The following is a 16,769-nucleotide window of genomic DNA, read 5'->3' as shown; positions in this document are numbered from 1 at the left end:
CCGTGCGGAATCCAGCCATGAAAACCCTGCTTGCCGGTCTCATCTCCCTGGTCACCCTGGCCTGGGGGTGGGACGTCCTGGTCGCGGGCAGCGCCTCCGGCGGCAGCGCCCCCTGGGTCATGCGCCAGGAGGCTCTCTACCTGAGCGGCCTCCTGTCGATCGCCCTGATGTCCCTGGCGATGCTGCTGGCCGCCCGGCCGGCCTGGCTTGAAGGGCCGCTGGGCGGCCTCGACCGCATGTATCGAACGCACAAATGGGCGGGCATACTTGCCGTCGGCTTTGCCGCCCTGCATTGGCTGATCGAGATGTCGGACGACATCCTGAAGTTTTTGTTCGGCCGCGAGGGACGCCTGCCGAAGGGCCACGACACCGGCCTTCTGGAAATCCTGCGCGACCTCGCCGAGGACATGGGCGAGTGGGCGATTTACGCCGTGCTCGCGATGCTGGCACTGACCCTGTGGAAACGCTTCCCGTATCGGCCATGGCGTTTTCTGCACCAGGCGATGCCGGTGCTCTATCTGATGCTCGCCTTCCATGCGCTGCTGCTGGCGCCCGTCGACTACTGGGCGCAGCCAGTGGGCTGGCTGCTCGCCCTGCTACTGGGGGGCGGCGTGTATGGCAGCGTGCATTCCCTGGCCGGGCATATCGGTCGCTCGCGCCGGGTGCAAGGCAAGGTCGTTGCCGTCGAGCATCCGGCTGCGGACATCGTTGCCGTGCGCTGCCAACTCGATCAGGGCTGGCGCGGGCATCGTCCCGGTCAGTTCGCCTTCGTCACCTTCGACCGCGGCGAGGGGCCGCATCCCTTCACCATCGCCAGCGCAGACCACGGCGACCGCACCATTTCCTTCCAGATCAAGGCGCTGGGCGACTACACCCGCAGCCTCGCTGACCGGGTGCAGCCGGGGCAGGCGGTGACGGTCGAAGGACCCTACGGCCGCTTCGACCTCGACCGCCGCAATCCGCGGGCGCAACAAATCTGGGTTGCCGCCGGCATTGGCATCACGCCCTTCCTCGCCTGGCTCGAATCGCTGCAGGACAACCCCGGTCAAGCCCCCGTCGCCGACCTGCATTACTGCACACGGGATCGCAAAACCGACCCTTTCATCGCCCGCCTGGAAACGCTTTGCACCTCCCTGCCCGGCATCAAGCTGCAGGTGCACGGCTCCCGGCAGGGAGAAGTTCTGACCGCCGCTGGCATGCTGGCCGCGAAGGATCGGTCCCGCCGCGCCGAGGTCTGGTTCTGCGGGCCGCAGAGCCTCTCGGAAAAGCTCAGGAAAGGTTTGGACGCCACCTGGCCGGGGAATCTCCGGTTCCATCAGGAGGCGTTTGAAATGCGCTGAAACAGGGAACCGAAATGAAAGATGGATGTTTCTGCCGAGCAAGCCGCTGGGCGACGAAATGCGGACTCGATGACCGCAACACGCAATCTGAACTGAAAGGTAATGAACGATGAATCTGAAAAACTCTACCCTGCGCTACGGCTCGCTTTCCATCGGCATCCACTGGCTGATGTTGCTGCTGTTCGTCGCTGTGTACGGAGCCGTCGAATTGCATGAACTGTTCGAAAAAGGCAGTGATTCTCGCGAGATGCTGATGACCTGGCACTTCATGCTCGGCATGCTGGTGTTCGTGCTGGTCTGGCTGCGCCTGGCAGCACGCCTGTCCGGCCCCACGCCCGCCATCCTGCCGGAACCGCCGGGTCTGCAACAACTATCTTCCAAGCTGTTGCATCTGGCGCTGTATCTGCTGATGATCGGCATGCCGTTGACCGGCTGGCTGATGCTCAGTGCCGCCGGAAAGCCGATCCCGTTCTTTGGTCTGGAATTGCCGGCGCTGATTGGCGAAAACAAGGACCTCGCAAAGCAGATCAAGGAAGTGCATGAATTCGTGGGGACGACAGGCTATTACCTGATCGGTCTGCATACCGCCGCTGCCTTGTATCATCATTACCTGAGGCATGACAACATGCTGACGCGCATGCTGCCCGTGCGAAAATAAGCCCGTCTGCCGAAGCTTGCGTTGGAAGCCGGGGCCCACACGAAATCTGCCGGTGGCGGTTTCTGAAAATCAGCGCCTGGCCGCTTTCCGGCCCGGATGCTGGAAATACTGTCCATACGCCTTGAGGGCTTCCAGGACGCGAACCGCGCCGTCATGACGCGGGTTCGCCGTTTTCCCTTCCATCGTCTCGGTGCCGGTCATAAGATCGGCATTGAGCTGGAGCTGTTGCGGAGCGGCTTTGCCATGACCGCCGTGTACGCTCGCCGAAAAGACCCGCGCAAGCGAAGTCAGCGGGATTGAGCATGTGTTTTCTTCGGATGTTTTTCAGGTAAACAGGAAGAACTCACGTCACCGGGAAGCGCTGAATGGGGTGCATGCCGGATATCGAGCGATCGACCCGTGCCCGGCGACGTCCGCTGCAGGTCGCCCGGAAGGGGTGGCCCGCCCCCTCTTCGCGCCCCTTCGCACAGGTCATGCCCTGTGAATGTTCGCGGATCAAACGACTACACCTGCGGGTGCGCCCGCTCGCGCTTGCTGTGCAGCTTATTCAGCGCGTGCAGGTAGGCCTTGGCCGAGGCCACCACGATGTCGGTGTCGGCGCCCTGGCCGTTGACCACGCGGCCGCCCAGCGCCAGCCGTACGGTCACTTCACCCTGCGCGTCGGTGCCGCGGGTGATGTTGTTGACCGAATACAGCAGCAGGTTGGCGCTGCTGTTGACCACCGATTCAAGCGCCTTGAAGGTGGCGTCGACCGGGCCGGAGCCGGTGCCTTCGGCCTGTTTTTCGACGCCTTCGTCGGTGAACACGAGTTGCGCGTGCGGAACCTCACCGGTCTCCGAACACACTTTCAGCGATACCAGCTTGTAGCGCTCGTGGTCGGTCGCGTAGCCTTCGTCGGAAACCAGCGCCTGCAGGTCTTCGTCGAAAATCTCGCGCTTCTTGTCGGCCAGATCCTTGAAGCGGGCAAACGCGGCGTTGAGCGCTTCCTCGCTGTCCAGCACAATCCCCAGTTCGGTGAGCTTGGTCTTGAAGGCGTTGCGGCCGGACAGCTTGCCCAGGCTCAAACGGTTCGCATGCCAGCCGACGTCTTCGGCACGCATGATTTCGTAGGTCTCGCGGTGCTTCAGCACGCCGTCCTGGTGAATGCCGGATTCATGCGCGAAGGCATTCGCCCCGACGATGGCCTTGTTCGGCTGCACCGGGTAACCGGTGATGGTGGAGACGAGCTTGGACGACGGCACGATCTGGGTGGCGTCGATGCGCGTGTCGCAGTTGAATACATCCTTGCGGGTACGCACCGCCATCACGATCTCTTCCAGCGAGGCATTGCCCGCGCGTTCGCCGAGGCCGTTGATGGTGCATTCGACCTGGCGCGCGCCGTTCATCACCGCGGCGAGCGAGTTGGCCACCGCCATGCCGAGATCGTTGTGGCAGTGCGTCGACCAGATCACCTTGCCGGAATTGGGCACACGCTCGATCAGCTGCTTCATGCGCTCGCCCCACAAGGCGGGAATGCTGTAGCCGACGGTGTCCGGCACGTTGATGGTCCTGGCGCCGGCCTTGATCACCTCGTCGAAAATATGGACCAGGAAATCCATTTCGGAGCGCACCGCATCCTCGGCCGAGAACTCGACGTCGTCGGTATATTCGAGCGCGAGTTTGACTGCCTTGATTGCGGCCTCGACCACCTGGTCCGGCTGCATCCGCAGCTTCTTTTCCATATGGATCGGGCTGGTGGCGATGAAGGTGTGGATGCGCCCCCCTGCCCGATTACCTTGGCAGGCCGGCTTGATGGCGCCGCCCGCGGCGTGGATGTCGCGCTCGTTGGCGCGCGCCAGCGAGCAGATGATCGAGCCCTGGATCGTTTCGGCAATGGTGCGGATCGCCTCTGCGTCCCCCGGACTGGCCGCGGCGAAGCCGGCCTCGATGACGTCGACGCCGAGCTTTTCCAGCTGGCGCGCAATGCGCAATTTCTCGTCCCGTGTCATCGACGCGCCGGGGCTTTGCTCACCGTCGCGCAAGGTGGTGTCGAAAATAAATAAACGGTCTTTCATGGCTGGCTCCATGGGGGTCGGGGCGATGTCGATGGCGACTCGGGCCGACGCATTATAAAAGGGTTGCCGCGAGAAGCTGGCGGCGTGGGGGTACTGCGGGGGAGGGGGTTTAGTATGCGCGCGCGCAGCGCAGCGGCAGGCTGCCGAACAGAACGCTCGACAGGCCAGGGAGGAAGGAAGCTTGTGACCAATTGGACATGGTTCAGATTCTATCTATTTTTTGTCGCTCGGCAAGGGGGGCGTGGCCCTGGGTGACTTTTTGCGGCGGATCACCCGCAACAGCGCGTCAGCGTAGCCCGACAGGCCGTACAGCACGAACACGCCGAACAGCACCTCGGGCGGGCTGGTCGACACCAGGATAAAGGCCAGCACGATCAGCAGGATGACGAAGAACGGCACGCTTTTCCTGAGGTTGATTTCCTTGCCGCTGTAAAAGCGGAAGTTGCTGACCATGGTGAGTCCGCCAAACAGCGCGATCGCCGCCGCCAGCCAGCGTGTATCCTCTTCCGCCACGCCGTATTCGACCATTACCCAGACGAATCCGGCGACCAGCGCTGCCGATGCCGGACTGGGCAGTCCCTGAAAGAAACGCTTGTCGGTGACCACGTCGAGCTGGGTGTTGAAGCGTGCCAGCCGCAGGGCGGCACCGGCGCAATAGACGAAGGCGGCGATCCAGCCGAACTTGCCCATGCCTTGCAGGGCAAACTCGTAGATCACCAGCGCCGGGGCGACGCCGAACGACACCATGTCGGACAGGCTGTCGTATTCGGCGCCGAAGGCGCTTTGCGTGTGGGTCATGCGGGCGACGCGGCCGTCGAGGCCGTCAAGCACCATGGCGATGAAAATGGCCACCGCGGCGTGCTCGAAGCGCCCGTTCATCGCCTGGACGATGGCATAGAAGCCGGCGAACAGCGCGCCGGTGGTGAACAGATTCGGCAGCAGATAAATGCCGCGATCGCGCATCCGCGGTCGCGTCATACTGGTCTTGCGGCGATCGAATTCAGACATGACCATTCCTAGTGTTGCGAACCGGAAATAGCGGAACAAATGAAACAGATGGATTTTTTCGCCAGGCCAGGCGCAGACCCGCAGCCGTATGGGGTATACCGCAAGGGGCTGCAACGACGCATGGCGGAAAAAGACGCTGTTTCATGTTTCGTTATTTCCGGTTCGTGACACCAGGGAAGCGCTGATTAATTTGTCATTGCGAGGCGCGCAGCGACGCGGCATACGATTCCACATGGGCTTCAGCCCATAGTGGATCGGAGTCCTTTAGGGCAATCCAGAAATGCCCGCTTAATCAATACGCTGGATTGCTTCGCTGCGCGCGCAATGACGGCCATGTTGAATTGTTCAGCGCTTCCCTAGCTACCAGCGAGCCAGTATGGTACGCCCACCACTCACCTTCTGGCCAATCGTGACTTCGGCGCGCGCCGTAATCGGCAGGTAGACGTCGACCCGCGAACCGAAACGGATGAAGCCGTAGCGCTGGCCGCGCACCAGTTTGTCGCCGGTGCGCACGTAGCACAGGATGCGCCGCGCGATCAGACCGGCAATCTGCACCGAAGTAACATCGCCGCGCGGTGTCGCGATGTGGATCGCGTTGCGCTCGTTCTCGGTGGACGCCTTGTCGAGGTCGGCATTGACGAAGCTGCCCGGGGTGTACCAGACGCCCTTGATCTCGCCGTCGACCGGACTCTTGTTGGAGTGCACATTGAACACGTTCATGAACACGCTGATCTTCAGCGCCTCGCGATCCAGGTATTCGTCGCGGACTTTTTCCACCACGACAATCCGGCCGTCGGCCGGCGCGATCACCGCGTCGGCATCCATCGGCGGCACGCGCGCCGGATCGCGGAAGAACTGCAGCGCGAACACCGCCCAGATCCAGAACGGGGCCGACCACCAGCCGACGAGCCAGGTCGCGATCAGGGCGGCAGCAAATGCTGCCAGCAGAACCAGCCAGCCCTCGCGGGCAATAAGGGGATGGGTCATGTGAGTGAGGGGTAAGGCGTGAAGGGTGAGGAGAAAGGGATGAGGCGCGCCGGGCTGACCGCCCCCTTACGCCTCACCCCTCACGCATTTAGTTCTTGGTGTGATCGACCAGCTTGTTGGCCGTGATCCAGGGCATCATGGCGCGCAGTTTGCCACCCACCACCTCGATTTGGTGTGCGGCGTTGTTGCGGCGACAGGCGGTCATCTCGGGGTAGTTGGCCTGCCCTTCCAGGATGAAGCGCTTGGCGTAGTTGCCGTTCTGGATATTGTCCAGGCACTTCTTCATCGCGGCTTTGGATTGGGCGTTGATGACCTTGGGACCGGTCACGTACTCGCCGTACTCCGCGTTGTTGGAGATCGAGTAGTTCATGTTGGCGATGCCGCCCTCGTACATCAGGTCGACGATCAGCTTCAGTTCGTGCAGGCATTCGAAGTAGGCCATCTCGGGCGCGTAACCCGCTTCGGTCAGCGTTTCAAAGCCGGCCTTGACCAGTTCCACGGCGCCGCCGCACAGCACGGCCTGCTCGCCGAACAAGTCGGTCTCGGTCTCGTCCTTGAAGGTGGTTTCGATGATGCCGGTGCGGCCGCCGCCGATGGCGGAGGCGTAGGACAGGGCGAGCTCGCGCGCCTTGCCGGAGGCGTCCTGGAACACGGCGATCAGGTCGGGAATGCCGCCGCCCTTGACGAACTCGGAGCGCACGGTATGGCCGGGGGCCTTGGGGGCGATCATGATGACGTCAAGGTCGGCGCGCGGAACGATCTGGTTGTAGTGGATGGAGAAGCCGTGGGCAAAGGCCAGGGTGGCGCCCTTCTTCAGGTTGGGTTCCACTTCATCGCGATACAGGCGGGACTGGAACTCGTCCGGGGTGAGGATCATCACCAGGTCGGCGGCGGCAACTGCCTCGGGCACGGTCTTGACCTTGAGGCCGGCGTTCTTGGCCTTTTTGGCGGAAGCGGAGCCCGGACGCAGGGCGACGGTCACGTTGACACCGGAGTCCTTGAGGTTGCAGGCGTGGGCGTGACCCTGCGAGCCGTAACCGATGATGGCGACCTTGCGCTTCTTGATGAGGGAAAGGTCGGCGTCCTTGTCGTAAAAAACTTTCATGATGTATTCCCGAGAAATTAAAAATCAGACTTTGAGGCTGCGCTCGCCGCGTCCGATGCCAGACGCGCCAGTGCGCACGGTTTCAATGATGAAGGCGGAATCGATCGCCTCCAGAAAGGCATCCAGCTTGGAGCCGGTCCCGGTCAGCTCGATGGTGTAGATGGCGTCGGTGACGTCGATGATGCGGCCACGGAAAATATCGGCGGTACGCTTCATCTCCTCGCGCCCCGGGCCCACCGCCTTGACCTTGACCAGCATCAGCTCGCGCTCGATGTGGCTGCCATCGGTCAGGTCCATCACCTTGATCACATCCACCAGCTTGTTCAGCTGCTTGGTGATCTGCTCGATGACGTCTTCCGAGCCCGTGGTGACAATGGTCATGCGCGACATCGTGGCGTCTTCGGTCGGCGCGACGGTGAGCGACTCGATGTTGTAGGCGCGCGCCGAGAACAGCCCGGCCACGCGCGACAACGCGCCCGCCTCGTTTTCCATCAGGAGCGAAATGATGTGTCTCATAGCTCCTCCGCCAGAATCATTTCGGACAGGCCTTTGCCAGCGCCAACCATGGGGAAGACGTTCTCGGCCGGGTCGGTCTGGAAGTCCATGAACACCAGACGCTCCTTCAATGCGGGCGAGAACGCTTCTTTCAGCGCGGCTTCGACGTCCTCGGGCTTGTCGATGCGCATGCCGACGTGGCCGTAGGCTTCGGCCAGCTTGACGAAGTCGGGCAGGGAGTCCATGTAGGACTCGGCGTAGCGGCTGCCGTAGAAGAATTCCTGCCACTGCCGCACCATGCCCATGTAGCGGTTGTTGAGCGTGACGACCTTGATGGGAATGCGGTACTGCTTGCAGGTCGACAGTTCCTGGATACACATCTGGATGCTCGATTCGCCGGTGACGCAGGCCACCTGCGCGTCGGGGTGCGCGAGCTGCACGCCCATGGCGTACGGCAGGCCGACGCCCATGGTACCCAAGCCCCCGGAATTGATCCAGCGGCGCGGCTTGTCGAACTTGTAATACTGCGCCGCCCACATCTGGTGCTGGCCGACGTCGGAGGTGATATAGGCATCGCCCCTGGTCACCTCCCACAGCTTTTCGACCACATATTGCGGCTTGATGATGGGGCTGCTGCGGTTGTAGCTGAGGCAGTTCTTCGAGCGCCACAGCTCGATCTGCGTCCACCACGAATTCAGTGCGGCGGCATCGGGTTTTTCCTTGGCCTGTTTCAGCAGGCCCAGCATTTCGGTCAGCACGTTCTGCACGTCGCCGACGATGGGCACGTCGACCCTGACCCGCTTGGAAATCGACGAGGGATCGACGTCGACATGAATGATGCGGCGCTGCTCGCGGGCAAAATGCGCGGGATTGCCGATCACGCGGTCGTCGAAGCGCGCGCCCACCGCCAGCAGCACGTCGCAATGCTGCATCGCCATGTTGGCTTCGTAAGTGCCATGCATCCCCAGCATGCCGAGGTTCTGCCTGTCGGTGGCGGGATAGCCGCCCAGCCCCATCAGGGTGTTGGTGATGGGAAAACCCAGCAGGCGTGTCAACTCGATCAGCTGTTCCGAGGCATCGCCGAGCACGACGCCGCCGCCCGCGTAGACCACCGGGCGCTTGGCTTCGAGCAGCATCTGCACCGCGCGCTTCAGCTGGCCGCTGTGGCCCTTGATCACCGGGTTGTACGAGCGCATCTCGATCGTGGCCGGATATTCGAAATCCGTGATATGGGCGGTCACGTCCTTGGGCACGTCGACCACCACCGGGCCGGGACGGCCGGTGGCCGCGATGATGAAGGCTTTCTTCATCGTCACGGCGAGGTCCTTCACGTCCTTGACCAGGAAGTTGTGCTTGACGCAGGGGCGCGTGATGCCGACGGTGTCGACTTCCTGGAACGCATCCAGCCCGATCGCCGGGGTCGGCACCTGGCCGGTGACGACGACGATGGGGATGGAGTCCATGTAGGCCGTGGCAATTCCGGTCACGGCATTGGTGACGCCCGGCCCCGAGGTTACCAGCGCCACGCCGACACGGCCGGTGGAGCGCGCATAGGCGTCGGCTGCATGCACCGCGGCCTGCTCGTGGCGAACCAGCACGTGCTTGAATTTGTTCTGCTTGAAGATTTCGTCGTAGATGTTGAGCACGGCCCCGCCGGGATAGCCGAACACAAACTCGACCCCCTCTTCGGCCAGACAACGTACGACAATCTCGGCGCCCGTGGCTTCCATAAAATGGCAATAAATCAATTCGTTGATCGACTTGCGAGAGTAATCGTTTTGCCCTGTTTCGGTCAAGAAATCATGCCGCAGCGGTTATCCGGCCGGTTTTTGCGACCGGGTAATAATCGTGAGTTACCTTGCGATACGCGTCGAGCCCCACCTTGGCTTTTTGATTATGCTTGGGGTGCGCTGTGGCAAAGTGGCGCATCCGCCCACCATTATCGATATCCGGTTCCCATGCAAGACAACACACCAGTCACCGCCCCATTCATGATTCGCATTGCCGCCATGATCTACGAATCGCTGCTCGTCGCGGCCGTGGTATTCGTCGCTGCATTCCTTTTCCTCTACCTGGCCGGCAGTGCGGAGGCCGGCTGGCGGCATCATGCCTTTCGGCTGTATCTGCTGGGTATTCTGTTCGCCTATTTCAGCGTGTTCTGGCTGCGTAGCGGGCAAACGCTGTCGATGAAAACCTGGCGCATTCGCCTGGTCAACCGCAGCGGCGGCCCAATCGCCTTCAGACAGGCCGTGCTGCGCTTTTTCCTCGCCCTGCCCGGCTTGCTGCTGGCGGGCATCGGCTTCTGGTGGGCGCTATTCGACCGTGACCGCCAGTTCCTGCACGACCGCATCGCCGGCACCCGGCTGGTGCGCGTACCGCGCAAGGCCGGGCCGTGAACTGGCGCGACCTCTTGCAGGCACGCCTGCTGGAAATCCAGCCCGAGAGCGTGTGCGCCCTCGATGCGGCCGCCCATCGACTGGTCGCCGAAGTGTTGCCCGACACGCCGGCGCACCGGCAGGAAAACTCGCCGGGGCCGGCGTGCGCGCTGGCACTGGGAATCGACGCGCTGAACGGGCTGGATGCGCAGCAGGCCCAGCACCTGATCAGCCAGACACGTCTCTACGTCGCCCCGCGCATCCTGCTCGCCGCGCGAGAAAATTGCGCGCTGGATGAAGCGATGTTCCGCGCGCTCGGCTTTACGCTGTCCGCAACCGACGCCGCGGAAAACCTGCGCATCTACGATTACGACCTCGCCACCTACAAGATGGTGCCGGACTGGCTCAATGCCCGTTTCTGGGCGCACCCCGAACGCTGGAAGCCCTGATCCGGGAGCCCTGTCGGCCCGAACCCTGCAATGGCATCAAGGCGGGCCTCCAATCTCTATCCTGACCGCATCGGCTTCCACGGTCCGCCGCCACAATCTTTTTGATGGCACGTGGAATCAGACGGCTTGCGCGGCGTCAGGCATCTCCAGCCACTCCCGCCCCACCACCCGCAGACCGGGAGCAAAGCGATACACCAGCGGCATCCCGGAGGGAATCTCTACCCGCTCCATCGCCTCGGGACTGAAGCCGTCCAGATACATCACCAAGCCGCGCAGGGTGTTGCCGTGACTCACCACCAGCAGGCGACGCCCCGCGCGCAGCCGCGGCACCAGCACCGCGTGCCAGTAGGGCAACGTGCGCCGCTGGCAGTCGCGCAGGCTTTCGCTGGCGGGCAGGTCCTTGAGGTCGAGCGCCGCATACAGCGGATCGAAACGCGGATGGCGCGGATCATCGCGATCCAGCGGCGGCGGCGGCTCGAAATAGCCACGCCACCAGCGGCGCGACGCTTCCTCGCCCCACGTCCTGAAAATTTCCTGCTTGTTCATCCCCTGCAGCGCGCCGTAGTGCCGCTCGTTGAGGCGCCAGGTGGTGTACAGCGGCACCTCGGGCGTACCCATCGCGGCCAGCAGCGCCTCGACCGTCTGGCGCGTGCGCTGCAGCACCGAGCCGTGCACCTCGTCGAAGGCATACCCCGCCTGTGCCAGCCGCCGCCCCGCCACGACCGCCTCGGCCAAGCCGACTTCGGTCAGCGGAATATCGGTCCAGCCGGTAAAGCGGTCGGAGAGATTCCATTCGCTGTGGCCGTGGCGGAGCAGCACCATCCAGTCTGCCGGCGCACTCATTCCGGCGGCTCCGACAATACTTCGTGCAGGTGGTGGCGGTCGCCCCAGGCTTCCAGGTGCCAGCCCTGGCCGTCGAAATGGAACCAGTTGAGCGCGCAGTTGGGAATCTTGAAATCGCGCGGCGTGGAGAGCGGGCGTCCGGTGGCGCGGCGATACACCGCGTCCAGCACCCCGCCGTGGCTCACCGCCGCAATCGTCTGCCCGCGGTGATGCCGCACCAGCCAGTCGATGCCCTCGGCCACGCGCTCGGCAAACCGGCGCAGCGACTCACCCGTTTCGAAATCGTAATCCGGATCGCGCGCCAAATAGTGCGCGTACGCCGCCGGATACAACTCGGCGCCCTCGGCGGCGGTGATGCCCTGAAACACCCCGTAATGCCGTTCGCGCAGCTGCGGCAGCAGCTTCACCTCCTGCTCCTCGCGCTGCGCCAGCACCCGCGCCGTCTCCAGCGTCCGCGCCAGATCGCTGCTGTAGATCGCGGCAAACCGGTGGTGCGCCGCATTGAACGCCATCGCCAATGCCTGCGCCCGCCCCACCGCGTTGAGCGGAACATCGGTATGCCCCTGGATGCGCTTCTCCACATTCCAGTCGGTCTCGCCGTGGCGGATGATGCAGATGCGAGTCACGACGGGTTTGGGAATGTGGTGCATGAAGGGTGTTCACAAAGCCATGTCAGATTCAAATCTGGCACAAAACCCGGGCTGCGTCAGTTTGAAAGCGAAACCACAACCATCCGGGCGAAGGTGAAGTCGCGCAACGCATCCGCATCCTTCCCTGTCATTGCGCCCGCGAGCGCAGCGCGGCGGGAAGCAATCCAGAACACCCAGAGGGCACTAGTGTTTGCGGCATCAACGAACTCCGAATCGCCACGGCACTGCGGGCCTCGCGATGACGGAATAAAACAGCGTTTCCCAGGCTTGTTTTCAATCAGGGGCAGGCCTAATATGACCACTTGTTATAGTCACCAAGGAGTGAATATGAACATCAATACCGCCGAATTCAAGGCCAAGTGCCTGAAACTGATCGACGAAGTCGCCGCCACGCATGAGCCGCTGATTATCAGCAAACGCGGCAAACCGCTGGTGAAGCTGGTGCCCATCGAAAACGAAGTGCCAGCCAGCATGTTCGGCTACATGAAGGGGACGGTCACGCTCCACGGCGACATTGTCGCGCCGCTGGATGAAGCCTGGTCTGCAGAAACCGGAGAGGAAGACGCCCTCTATGCCGATTTCAAGCCCAGGAAAAACCGCTGACATGGGCGGTTTGCTTCTGGATACCCACGTCTGGCTTTGGTATGCGGAAGGCGTGGCCGGGCGTTTGAGCCCCGCCACCCTGGCCGCCATTGACCTCGCAAGAATCGAGCGCCGGTTGCATATCAATGCTGTCAGTGTCTGGGAAGTCGGCATGTTGTGTGCGAAAGGAAAAATCAGCCTGTCCGCACCAGCCCGCGAATGGGTGTACCGCGCCATGTCGATTCCCGGTATCCGCCTGCAGGCGCTCGATGCCGAGACCGCGATGGAAAGCACGCAACTGCCAGACAGCCCGCATGGCGACCCGGCAGACCGGTTCCTGATCGCCGCAGCACGCATACATGACCTATGTCTTGTCACCGCCGACAAGAAAATCTGCACATACGGCAAAGCCGGGCACGTCCGGTTTTTGGCGGCATAACCGACACGCAAGCCTGACTTCACAAGGAGCCTGAACATGGAATGGCGAGATCGAATTGCCAGCGACCCCGCCGTGCTGGCCGGCAAACCCGTTATCAAAGGCACACGGATTTCCGTCGAACTGATTCTGGGTTGGCTGGCAAATGGCTGGACCTACGAACAAATCCTGACGTCCTACCCCCACATTACCCGCGAAGACATCCTGGCCACACTGGCGTTTGCCGGGGAAATGATGCGGGATGAACGGTACATCGCCGCACACAAGGCCGTCACTTGAAGCCGGTTCTTCTCGCCAACGGAAACTTTCCTGCTCCGGCTTCGGGCAAACAGCCCCCTTGCCATCCCCCGCACCCAGACTTGCAAGTGCCCGTCGCATGCAGCACACTTCATCGCACAATAAAAACAACCGGCGTGGAGAATCGAATAAGAACGAACAAGCGACCCGGAACACTTGAGCAAACTCGACGAAATCTATCGCCTGCACCGTCTGCTGGATGGACGGCGCACCGGGCTCCCCCGCGCCGCGCTCATCGCTGAGCACGGCTTTTCGCGCTCCACCCTCACCCGCCTGATCGCCGACCTGCGTGACCGCCTCGGCGCCCCGCTCATCCATGACAGCGAACGCGGCGGCTACCGTTACGACACCGCCGACGGCAGCCACGCACTCCCCGGCCTGTGGTTCACCCCCGCCGAACTGCACGCCCTCGTCACGCTGAAACACCTGCTCGCCAACCTGGAGCCCGGACTGCTCGACGACCACCTGCGCCCGCTGCAAACCCGCATCGACAAGCTGCTGGACAGCAACCATATGGGCGCGGGCGAAGCCAACCAGCGCATCCGGCTCCTGAGCATCGCCTCCCGCCACAAAAACCCGCGCCACTTCCAGGCCGTCGCCCACGCCGTCCTGCAACGCCACCGGCTCCGCATCGACTACTACAACCGCGAGCGCGACCAAACCAGCCGCCGCGAAATCTCCCCACAACGCCTCACCCACTACCGCGACAACTGGTATCTCGACGCCTGGTGCCACGACAAAAAAGGCCTGCGCATCTTCGCCGTCGAATGCATCCGCACCGTCGAGCCACTGACCAAACCCGCCAAAGCCGTCGCCGAATCCACCTTGAACCGCGAACTCGCCAGCAGCTACGGCATCTTCTCCGGCCTTCCCCACGCCATCGCCGTGCTGCGCTTCACCGCCAAACGCGCCCGCTGGGTTGCCGAAGAAATCTGGCACCCCGAACAAGAGAGCCGTTGGCTGGAAGACGGTCGCTACGAATTGCGCCTGCCGTATTCGGATGAGCGTGAGCTGCTTATGGACATCCTCAAATATGGAGCGGAGGTTGAAGTCGTTGCGCCAGAAGTGTTGCGTGAAGCTGTCAGAAATCTGCTTGATGTGGCGGCAGATCAGTATCGGCGGGGCTTGGAAACGGGCTCAGGTCTTGAGCCTGGTGGCACGTAGGATGCCAACATGACCTCACCCGCCGTTTACTTTGCGCACAGCGCCAACAAGGTTGGGCGTTGGCATCAATTGCACACACATTTGTCAACCGTGTCTCAGATTGCCGGAAAATTTTCCACCTCGATGAACTGGAACAATGAGGCAAAACTGGCAGGGCTATTGCACGACCTGGGTAAATTCGGGGATCTATTTCAGGCGAGGCTTCGGGGCAAAGAATCCGGGCTGGATCATTGGTCGGCTGGCGCATGGGTTGCACTGGAACAAAAATGTACCGCCGCCGCACTCGCTATTCAGGGACACCATATCGGCCTGCAATCACTTGCCCACGCCGATCTGAAGAGGCTTAACCCCAAGTGGTTGGCGGAGCATCCTCAAGCACTGCGTCTGACCGCGCCAGATATCCAATCACTGAAAAATCGCTTTGCAGACGATGGCCTGACGATGCCCCAAGTGAAACAGCCCTTGCTGGGCAATTCGCTCGACGCCACCGTACCCACCATGCTGGACGTACGCATGTTGTTTTCCACTTTGGTGGACGCTGACTATCTGGACACCGATTCGCATTTCGAGGGTGACGCATCCGGCAAGCGTTACTGCCCATCCGGGCCAGGGCTGGATGCCACCAACGCCCTAGAATTGGTTCTCTCGGCTATCGAACAGACCCAAGCAAAGACCACCGCTTCATTTGACGTGCAGGGTGTTCGTCGCGCCCTGTTCAAAGCCTGCTTGCACAGCGCAGAACGTGACACCGGACTGTTCACGCTCACCGCCCCCACCGGCAGCGGCAAGACACTTGCCATGCTCGCCTTCGCCTTGGCGCACGCGGCAAAACATGGCCTTGAACGGGTGGCTTTGGTGATTCCCTACCTGACCATCACTGAACAAACTGCCCGCATCTATCGGGACATATTCGCGCCAGCGTTTGGTGCAGAATTTGTCCTTGAGCACCATTCCATGGCTGGCGTAGGAAAAGAGAACTCTCTGCAAGACAATGAAGGCGAGGCAGGCCAACCCAGCTACGCCGAACGCCGTCGCCGCCTGTTATCAGAAAACTGGGATGCGCCGCTCATTGTCACCACCAGTGTGCAATTACTCGAATCTCTATTCTCCAATCGCCCCTCTGCCTGTCGCAAACTGCACCGTCTGCAACGCGCCGTCATCCTGTTCGACGAGGCACAGACCCTGCCTGTGCATCTGGCCGTGCCCACGCTCGCCGCGCTCTCGCACCTCTCATCCAGTTACGGTTCCAGTGTGGTGTTCGCCACCGCCACCCAGCCCGCTTTTGCGCACCTCGACCAAGCCGTTGTGGCAACGAATGCTCCCGGCTGGAAACCGCGCGAGATCGTGTCCGATCCATCTGCTCTCTTCGCGCCCATGAAGCGTGTGGAATTCGACTGGGACAGCCCGGATACTCCCGTGACCTGGGATGAGCTTGCCGAACAATTAACCCGGTTGCCCCAAGTCCTGTGCATCGTCAACCTCAAACGCCATGCCAAAAGTTTGTGGGAAAAACTGGATGACCCAGCCACGCTGCATCTCTCCACCAACCTGTGCGCAGCCCACCGCCAGGACGTGCTGACGACCGTCCGTGAACGTCTCACCACTAATCAGCCGGTGCGTCTGGTTGCCACCCAATGTGTAGAGGCTGGCGTGGACTTGGACTTCCCTGCCGTGATGCGCGCATGGGGGCCGCTGGACGCCATCATCCAGGCCGCCGGGCGTTGCAACCGGGAGGGGCGACGCAGCCGACTCGGACAACTTCGGGTGTTCATGCCGGATGACACGGGTTATCCCACTGACAGCTACCAGCAAGCCACCCAGATCGCCCAGATGATCTTCCGCCGTCACGGCGCGTCTGGCATGAAGCTCGACGACCCAGCCTTCATCACCGCGTATTACCGCGAACTCTACGACTTGGCCGGGGTGACGACAGCCCCCGCCAGCCGCGAAATTCTCAAGGCTGTCGAGTGCGGCAGCTTTCCCGACGTAGCCAATCTCTACCGGCTTATCAAACAGGACGCCATCAATGTCCTCGTCCCCTATGCGCCGCAGCAAACGCTGTTCAATAGTTTGCGCGGACAGGCCGATGACACCGGGCTGACCGCCGTCTGGATGCGCGCCGCCCGCTCGCTTACCGTGAGTCTCTATCGCCCCAAGGATAGCGACCCGATTTGGGATGCGCTGCTGCCCGTTCCCGTGGCGGGCTGGAAACAACGGGAACAAAACGACTGGTTCATCTACACCGTGCCGGAGCACTACCACCCGCAACTCGGGTTGGTTCCGTCCGGCACGCTCAACACCTGGATTGGATAAAGAGGAGAACAAC

The 16,769-nt window shown here is 62.1% G+C and carries 18 protein-coding genes; 10 read left to right on the top strand and 8 right to left on the bottom strand.

Annotated features, from left to right (window positions below; genetic code table 11):
- The first annotated feature begins 17 nt into the window (after positions 1 to 17).
- From ACZ41T_RS15535 to ACZ41T_RS15525, 3 genes are all read left to right on the top strand, one after another.
- Positions 18 to 1,340: a ferredoxin reductase family protein gene (locus ACZ41T_RS15535; protein ID WP_464922261.1), complete on the top strand. Its 1,323-nt coding sequence runs from the start codon at positions 18 to 20 to the stop codon at positions 1,338 to 1,340.
- A 109-nt stretch (positions 1,341 to 1,449) separates the two neighbouring features.
- Positions 1,450 to 1,998: a cytochrome b gene (locus tag ACZ41T_RS15530; protein WP_464922260.1), complete on the top strand. Its 549-nt coding sequence runs from the start codon at positions 1,450 to 1,452 to the stop codon at positions 1,996 to 1,998.
- A 96-nt stretch (positions 1,999 to 2,094) separates the two neighbouring features.
- Positions 2,095 to 2,298, top strand: a complete 204-nt coding sequence (locus tag ACZ41T_RS15525) for a hypothetical protein (protein ID WP_464922259.1) — start codon at positions 2,095 to 2,097, stop codon at positions 2,296 to 2,298.
- A gap of 203 nt (positions 2,299 to 2,501) precedes the next feature.
- Here ACZ41T_RS15525 and ACZ41T_RS15520 read toward each other — a convergent pair whose 3' ends face one another.
- From ACZ41T_RS15520 to ACZ41T_RS15495, 6 genes are all read right to left on the bottom strand, one after another.
- A complete protein-coding gene (locus ACZ41T_RS15520; protein WP_464922258.1) occupies positions 2,502 to 4,052 on the bottom strand; it encodes a 2-isopropylmalate synthase in 1,551 nt (516 codons plus the stop codon).
- A 213-nt stretch (positions 4,053 to 4,265) separates the two neighbouring features.
- Positions 4,266 to 5,060 (bottom strand): CDP-diacylglycerol--serine O-phosphatidyltransferase, encoded by a 795-nt coding sequence (pssA, locus tag ACZ41T_RS15515; protein ID WP_464922257.1) that lies wholly within the window; start codon positions 5,058 to 5,060, stop codon positions 4,266 to 4,268.
- Positions 5,061 to 5,420: 360 nt separating this feature from the next.
- The gene (locus tag ACZ41T_RS15510) at positions 5,421 to 6,047 is read right to left on the bottom strand and encodes a phosphatidylserine decarboxylase (RefSeq protein ID WP_464922256.1); all 627 of its coding nucleotides are present in this window, start codon (positions 6,045 to 6,047) and stop codon (positions 5,421 to 5,423) included.
- A gap of 88 nt (positions 6,048 to 6,135) precedes the next feature.
- Positions 6,136 to 7,152, bottom strand: coding sequence for a ketol-acid reductoisomerase (gene ilvC / locus ACZ41T_RS15505; protein ID WP_464922255.1), 1,017 nt, complete (start codon positions 7,150 to 7,152; stop codon positions 6,136 to 6,138).
- A gap of 24 nt (positions 7,153 to 7,176) precedes the next feature.
- Positions 7,177 to 7,668: an acetolactate synthase small subunit gene (gene ilvN, locus ACZ41T_RS15500; RefSeq protein ID WP_464922254.1), complete on the bottom strand. Its 492-nt coding sequence runs from the start codon at positions 7,666 to 7,668 to the stop codon at positions 7,177 to 7,179.
- Positions 7,665 to 9,377 carry an acetolactate synthase 3 catalytic subunit gene (locus tag ACZ41T_RS15495; RefSeq protein WP_464922253.1) on the bottom strand — a complete coding sequence of 571 codons (1,713 nt, stop codon included), beginning with the start codon at positions 9,375 to 9,377 and terminating at the stop codon, positions 7,665 to 7,667. Before ACZ41T_RS15495 ends, ilvN begins: the two co-directional genes overlap by 4 nt.
- A gap of 261 nt (positions 9,378 to 9,638) precedes the next feature.
- Here ACZ41T_RS15495 and ACZ41T_RS15490 point away from each other — a divergent pair, with 261 nt between their 5' ends.
- Positions 9,639 to 10,043, top strand: coding sequence for an RDD family protein (locus tag ACZ41T_RS15490; RefSeq protein ID WP_464922252.1), 405 nt, complete (start codon positions 9,639 to 9,641; stop codon positions 10,041 to 10,043).
- Entirely contained in the window at positions 10,040 to 10,471 is a 432-nt protein-coding gene (locus ACZ41T_RS15485; protein WP_464922251.1) for a DUF6231 family protein, read from the top strand. The genes ACZ41T_RS15490 and ACZ41T_RS15485 overlap by 4 nt, the downstream gene beginning before the upstream one ends.
- Positions 10,472 to 10,588: 117 nt before the next feature.
- Here ACZ41T_RS15485 and ACZ41T_RS15480 read toward each other — a convergent pair whose 3' ends face one another.
- Positions 10,589 to 11,314 (bottom strand): 2,3-bisphosphoglycerate-dependent phosphoglycerate mutase, encoded by a 726-nt coding sequence (locus tag ACZ41T_RS15480; protein WP_464922250.1) that lies wholly within the window; start codon positions 11,312 to 11,314, stop codon positions 10,589 to 10,591.
- A complete protein-coding gene (locus ACZ41T_RS15475) occupies positions 11,311 to 11,964 on the bottom strand; it encodes a histidine phosphatase family protein (protein ID WP_464922249.1) in 654 nt (217 codons plus the stop codon). The genes ACZ41T_RS15480 and ACZ41T_RS15475 overlap by 4 nt, the downstream gene beginning before the upstream one ends.
- 327 nt (positions 11,965 to 12,291) lie before the next feature.
- Between ACZ41T_RS15475 and ACZ41T_RS15470 the strand changes: the two genes are divergently transcribed.
- The 5 genes from ACZ41T_RS15470 (at position 12,292) to ACZ41T_RS15450 (ending at position 16,756) form a co-directional block, all read left to right on the top strand.
- Complete coding sequence (locus ACZ41T_RS15470; protein WP_464922248.1) at positions 12,292 to 12,567, top strand: type II toxin-antitoxin system Phd/YefM family antitoxin; 276 nt, start codon at positions 12,292 to 12,294, stop codon at positions 12,565 to 12,567.
- A 1-nt stretch (position 12,568) separates the two neighbouring features.
- The gene (locus ACZ41T_RS15465; RefSeq protein ID WP_464922247.1) at positions 12,569 to 12,985 is read left to right on the top strand and encodes a type II toxin-antitoxin system VapC family toxin; all 417 of its coding nucleotides are present in this window, start codon (positions 12,569 to 12,571) and stop codon (positions 12,983 to 12,985) included.
- Between the two features lie 36 nt (positions 12,986 to 13,021).
- Positions 13,022 to 13,261 carry a DUF433 domain-containing protein gene (locus ACZ41T_RS15460; protein ID WP_464922246.1) on the top strand — a complete coding sequence of 80 codons (240 nt, stop codon included), beginning with the start codon at positions 13,022 to 13,024 and terminating at the stop codon, positions 13,259 to 13,261.
- 174 nt (positions 13,262 to 13,435) lie between these two features.
- Positions 13,436 to 14,443, top strand: coding sequence for a helix-turn-helix transcriptional regulator (locus tag ACZ41T_RS15455; RefSeq protein WP_464922245.1), 1,008 nt, complete (start codon positions 13,436 to 13,438; stop codon positions 14,441 to 14,443).
- A 9-nt stretch (positions 14,444 to 14,452) separates the two neighbouring features.
- Positions 14,453 to 16,756: a CRISPR-associated endonuclease Cas3'' gene (locus ACZ41T_RS15450; RefSeq protein WP_464922244.1), complete on the top strand. Its 2,304-nt coding sequence runs from the start codon at positions 14,453 to 14,455 to the stop codon at positions 16,754 to 16,756.
- The last annotated feature ends 13 nt before the right edge of the window (positions 16,757 to 16,769 follow it).

The sequence above is a fragment of the Thiobacillus thiophilus genome, assembly GCF_055378705.1.
The sequence above is the reverse complement of the archived record's forward strand: the minus strand, read 5'-3'. Positions and strand labels throughout refer to the sequence as shown.

Excerpts from the sequence above, each read along its gene's own strand:
- ACZ41T_RS15480 (WP_464922250.1), bottom strand. The coding sequence starts at position 11,314 with ATGAGTGCGCCGGCAGACTGGATGGTGCTGCTCCGCCACGGCCACAGC.
- ilvN (WP_464922254.1), bottom strand. The coding sequence starts at position 7,668 with ATGAGACACATCATTTCGCTCCTGATGGAAAACGAGGCGGGCGCGTTG.
- ACZ41T_RS15535 (WP_464922261.1), top strand. The coding sequence starts at position 18 with ATGAAAACCCTGCTTGCCGGTCTCATCTCCCTGGTCACCCTGGCCTGG.
- ACZ41T_RS15465 (WP_464922247.1), top strand. The coding sequence starts at position 12,569 with ATGGGCGGTTTGCTTCTGGATACCCACGTCTGGCTTTGGTATGCGGAA.
- ACZ41T_RS15495 (WP_464922253.1), bottom strand. The coding sequence starts at position 9,377 with ATGGAAGCCACGGGCGCCGAGATTGTCGTACGTTGTCTGGCCGAAGAG.
- ACZ41T_RS15490 (WP_464922252.1), top strand. The coding sequence starts at position 9,639 with ATGATTCGCATTGCCGCCATGATCTACGAATCGCTGCTCGTCGCGGCC.
- ACZ41T_RS15510 (WP_464922256.1), bottom strand. The coding sequence starts at position 6,047 with ATGACCCATCCCCTTATTGCCCGCGAGGGCTGGCTGGTTCTGCTGGCA.
- ACZ41T_RS15525 (WP_464922259.1), top strand. The coding sequence starts at position 2,095 with ATGCTGGAAATACTGTCCATACGCCTTGAGGGCTTCCAGGACGCGAAC.
- ACZ41T_RS15460 (WP_464922246.1), top strand. The coding sequence starts at position 13,022 with ATGGAATGGCGAGATCGAATTGCCAGCGACCCCGCCGTGCTGGCCGGC.
- ACZ41T_RS15475 (WP_464922249.1), bottom strand. The coding sequence starts at position 11,964 with ATGCACCACATTCCCAAACCCGTCGTGACTCGCATCTGCATCATCCGC.
- ACZ41T_RS15530 (WP_464922260.1), top strand. The coding sequence starts at position 1,450 with ATGAATCTGAAAAACTCTACCCTGCGCTACGGCTCGCTTTCCATCGGC.
- ACZ41T_RS15470 (WP_464922248.1), top strand. The coding sequence starts at position 12,292 with ATGAACATCAATACCGCCGAATTCAAGGCCAAGTGCCTGAAACTGATC.
- ACZ41T_RS15520 (WP_464922258.1), bottom strand. The coding sequence starts at position 4,052 with ATGAAAGACCGTTTATTTATTTTCGACACCACCTTGCGCGACGGTGAG.
- ACZ41T_RS15450 (WP_464922244.1), top strand. The coding sequence starts at position 14,453 with ATGACCTCACCCGCCGTTTACTTTGCGCACAGCGCCAACAAGGTTGGG.
- ilvC (WP_464922255.1), bottom strand. The coding sequence starts at position 7,152 with ATGAAAGTTTTTTACGACAAGGACGCCGACCTTTCCCTCATCAAGAAG.
- pssA (WP_464922257.1), bottom strand. The coding sequence starts at position 5,060 with ATGTCTGAATTCGATCGCCGCAAGACCAGTATGACGCGACCGCGGATG.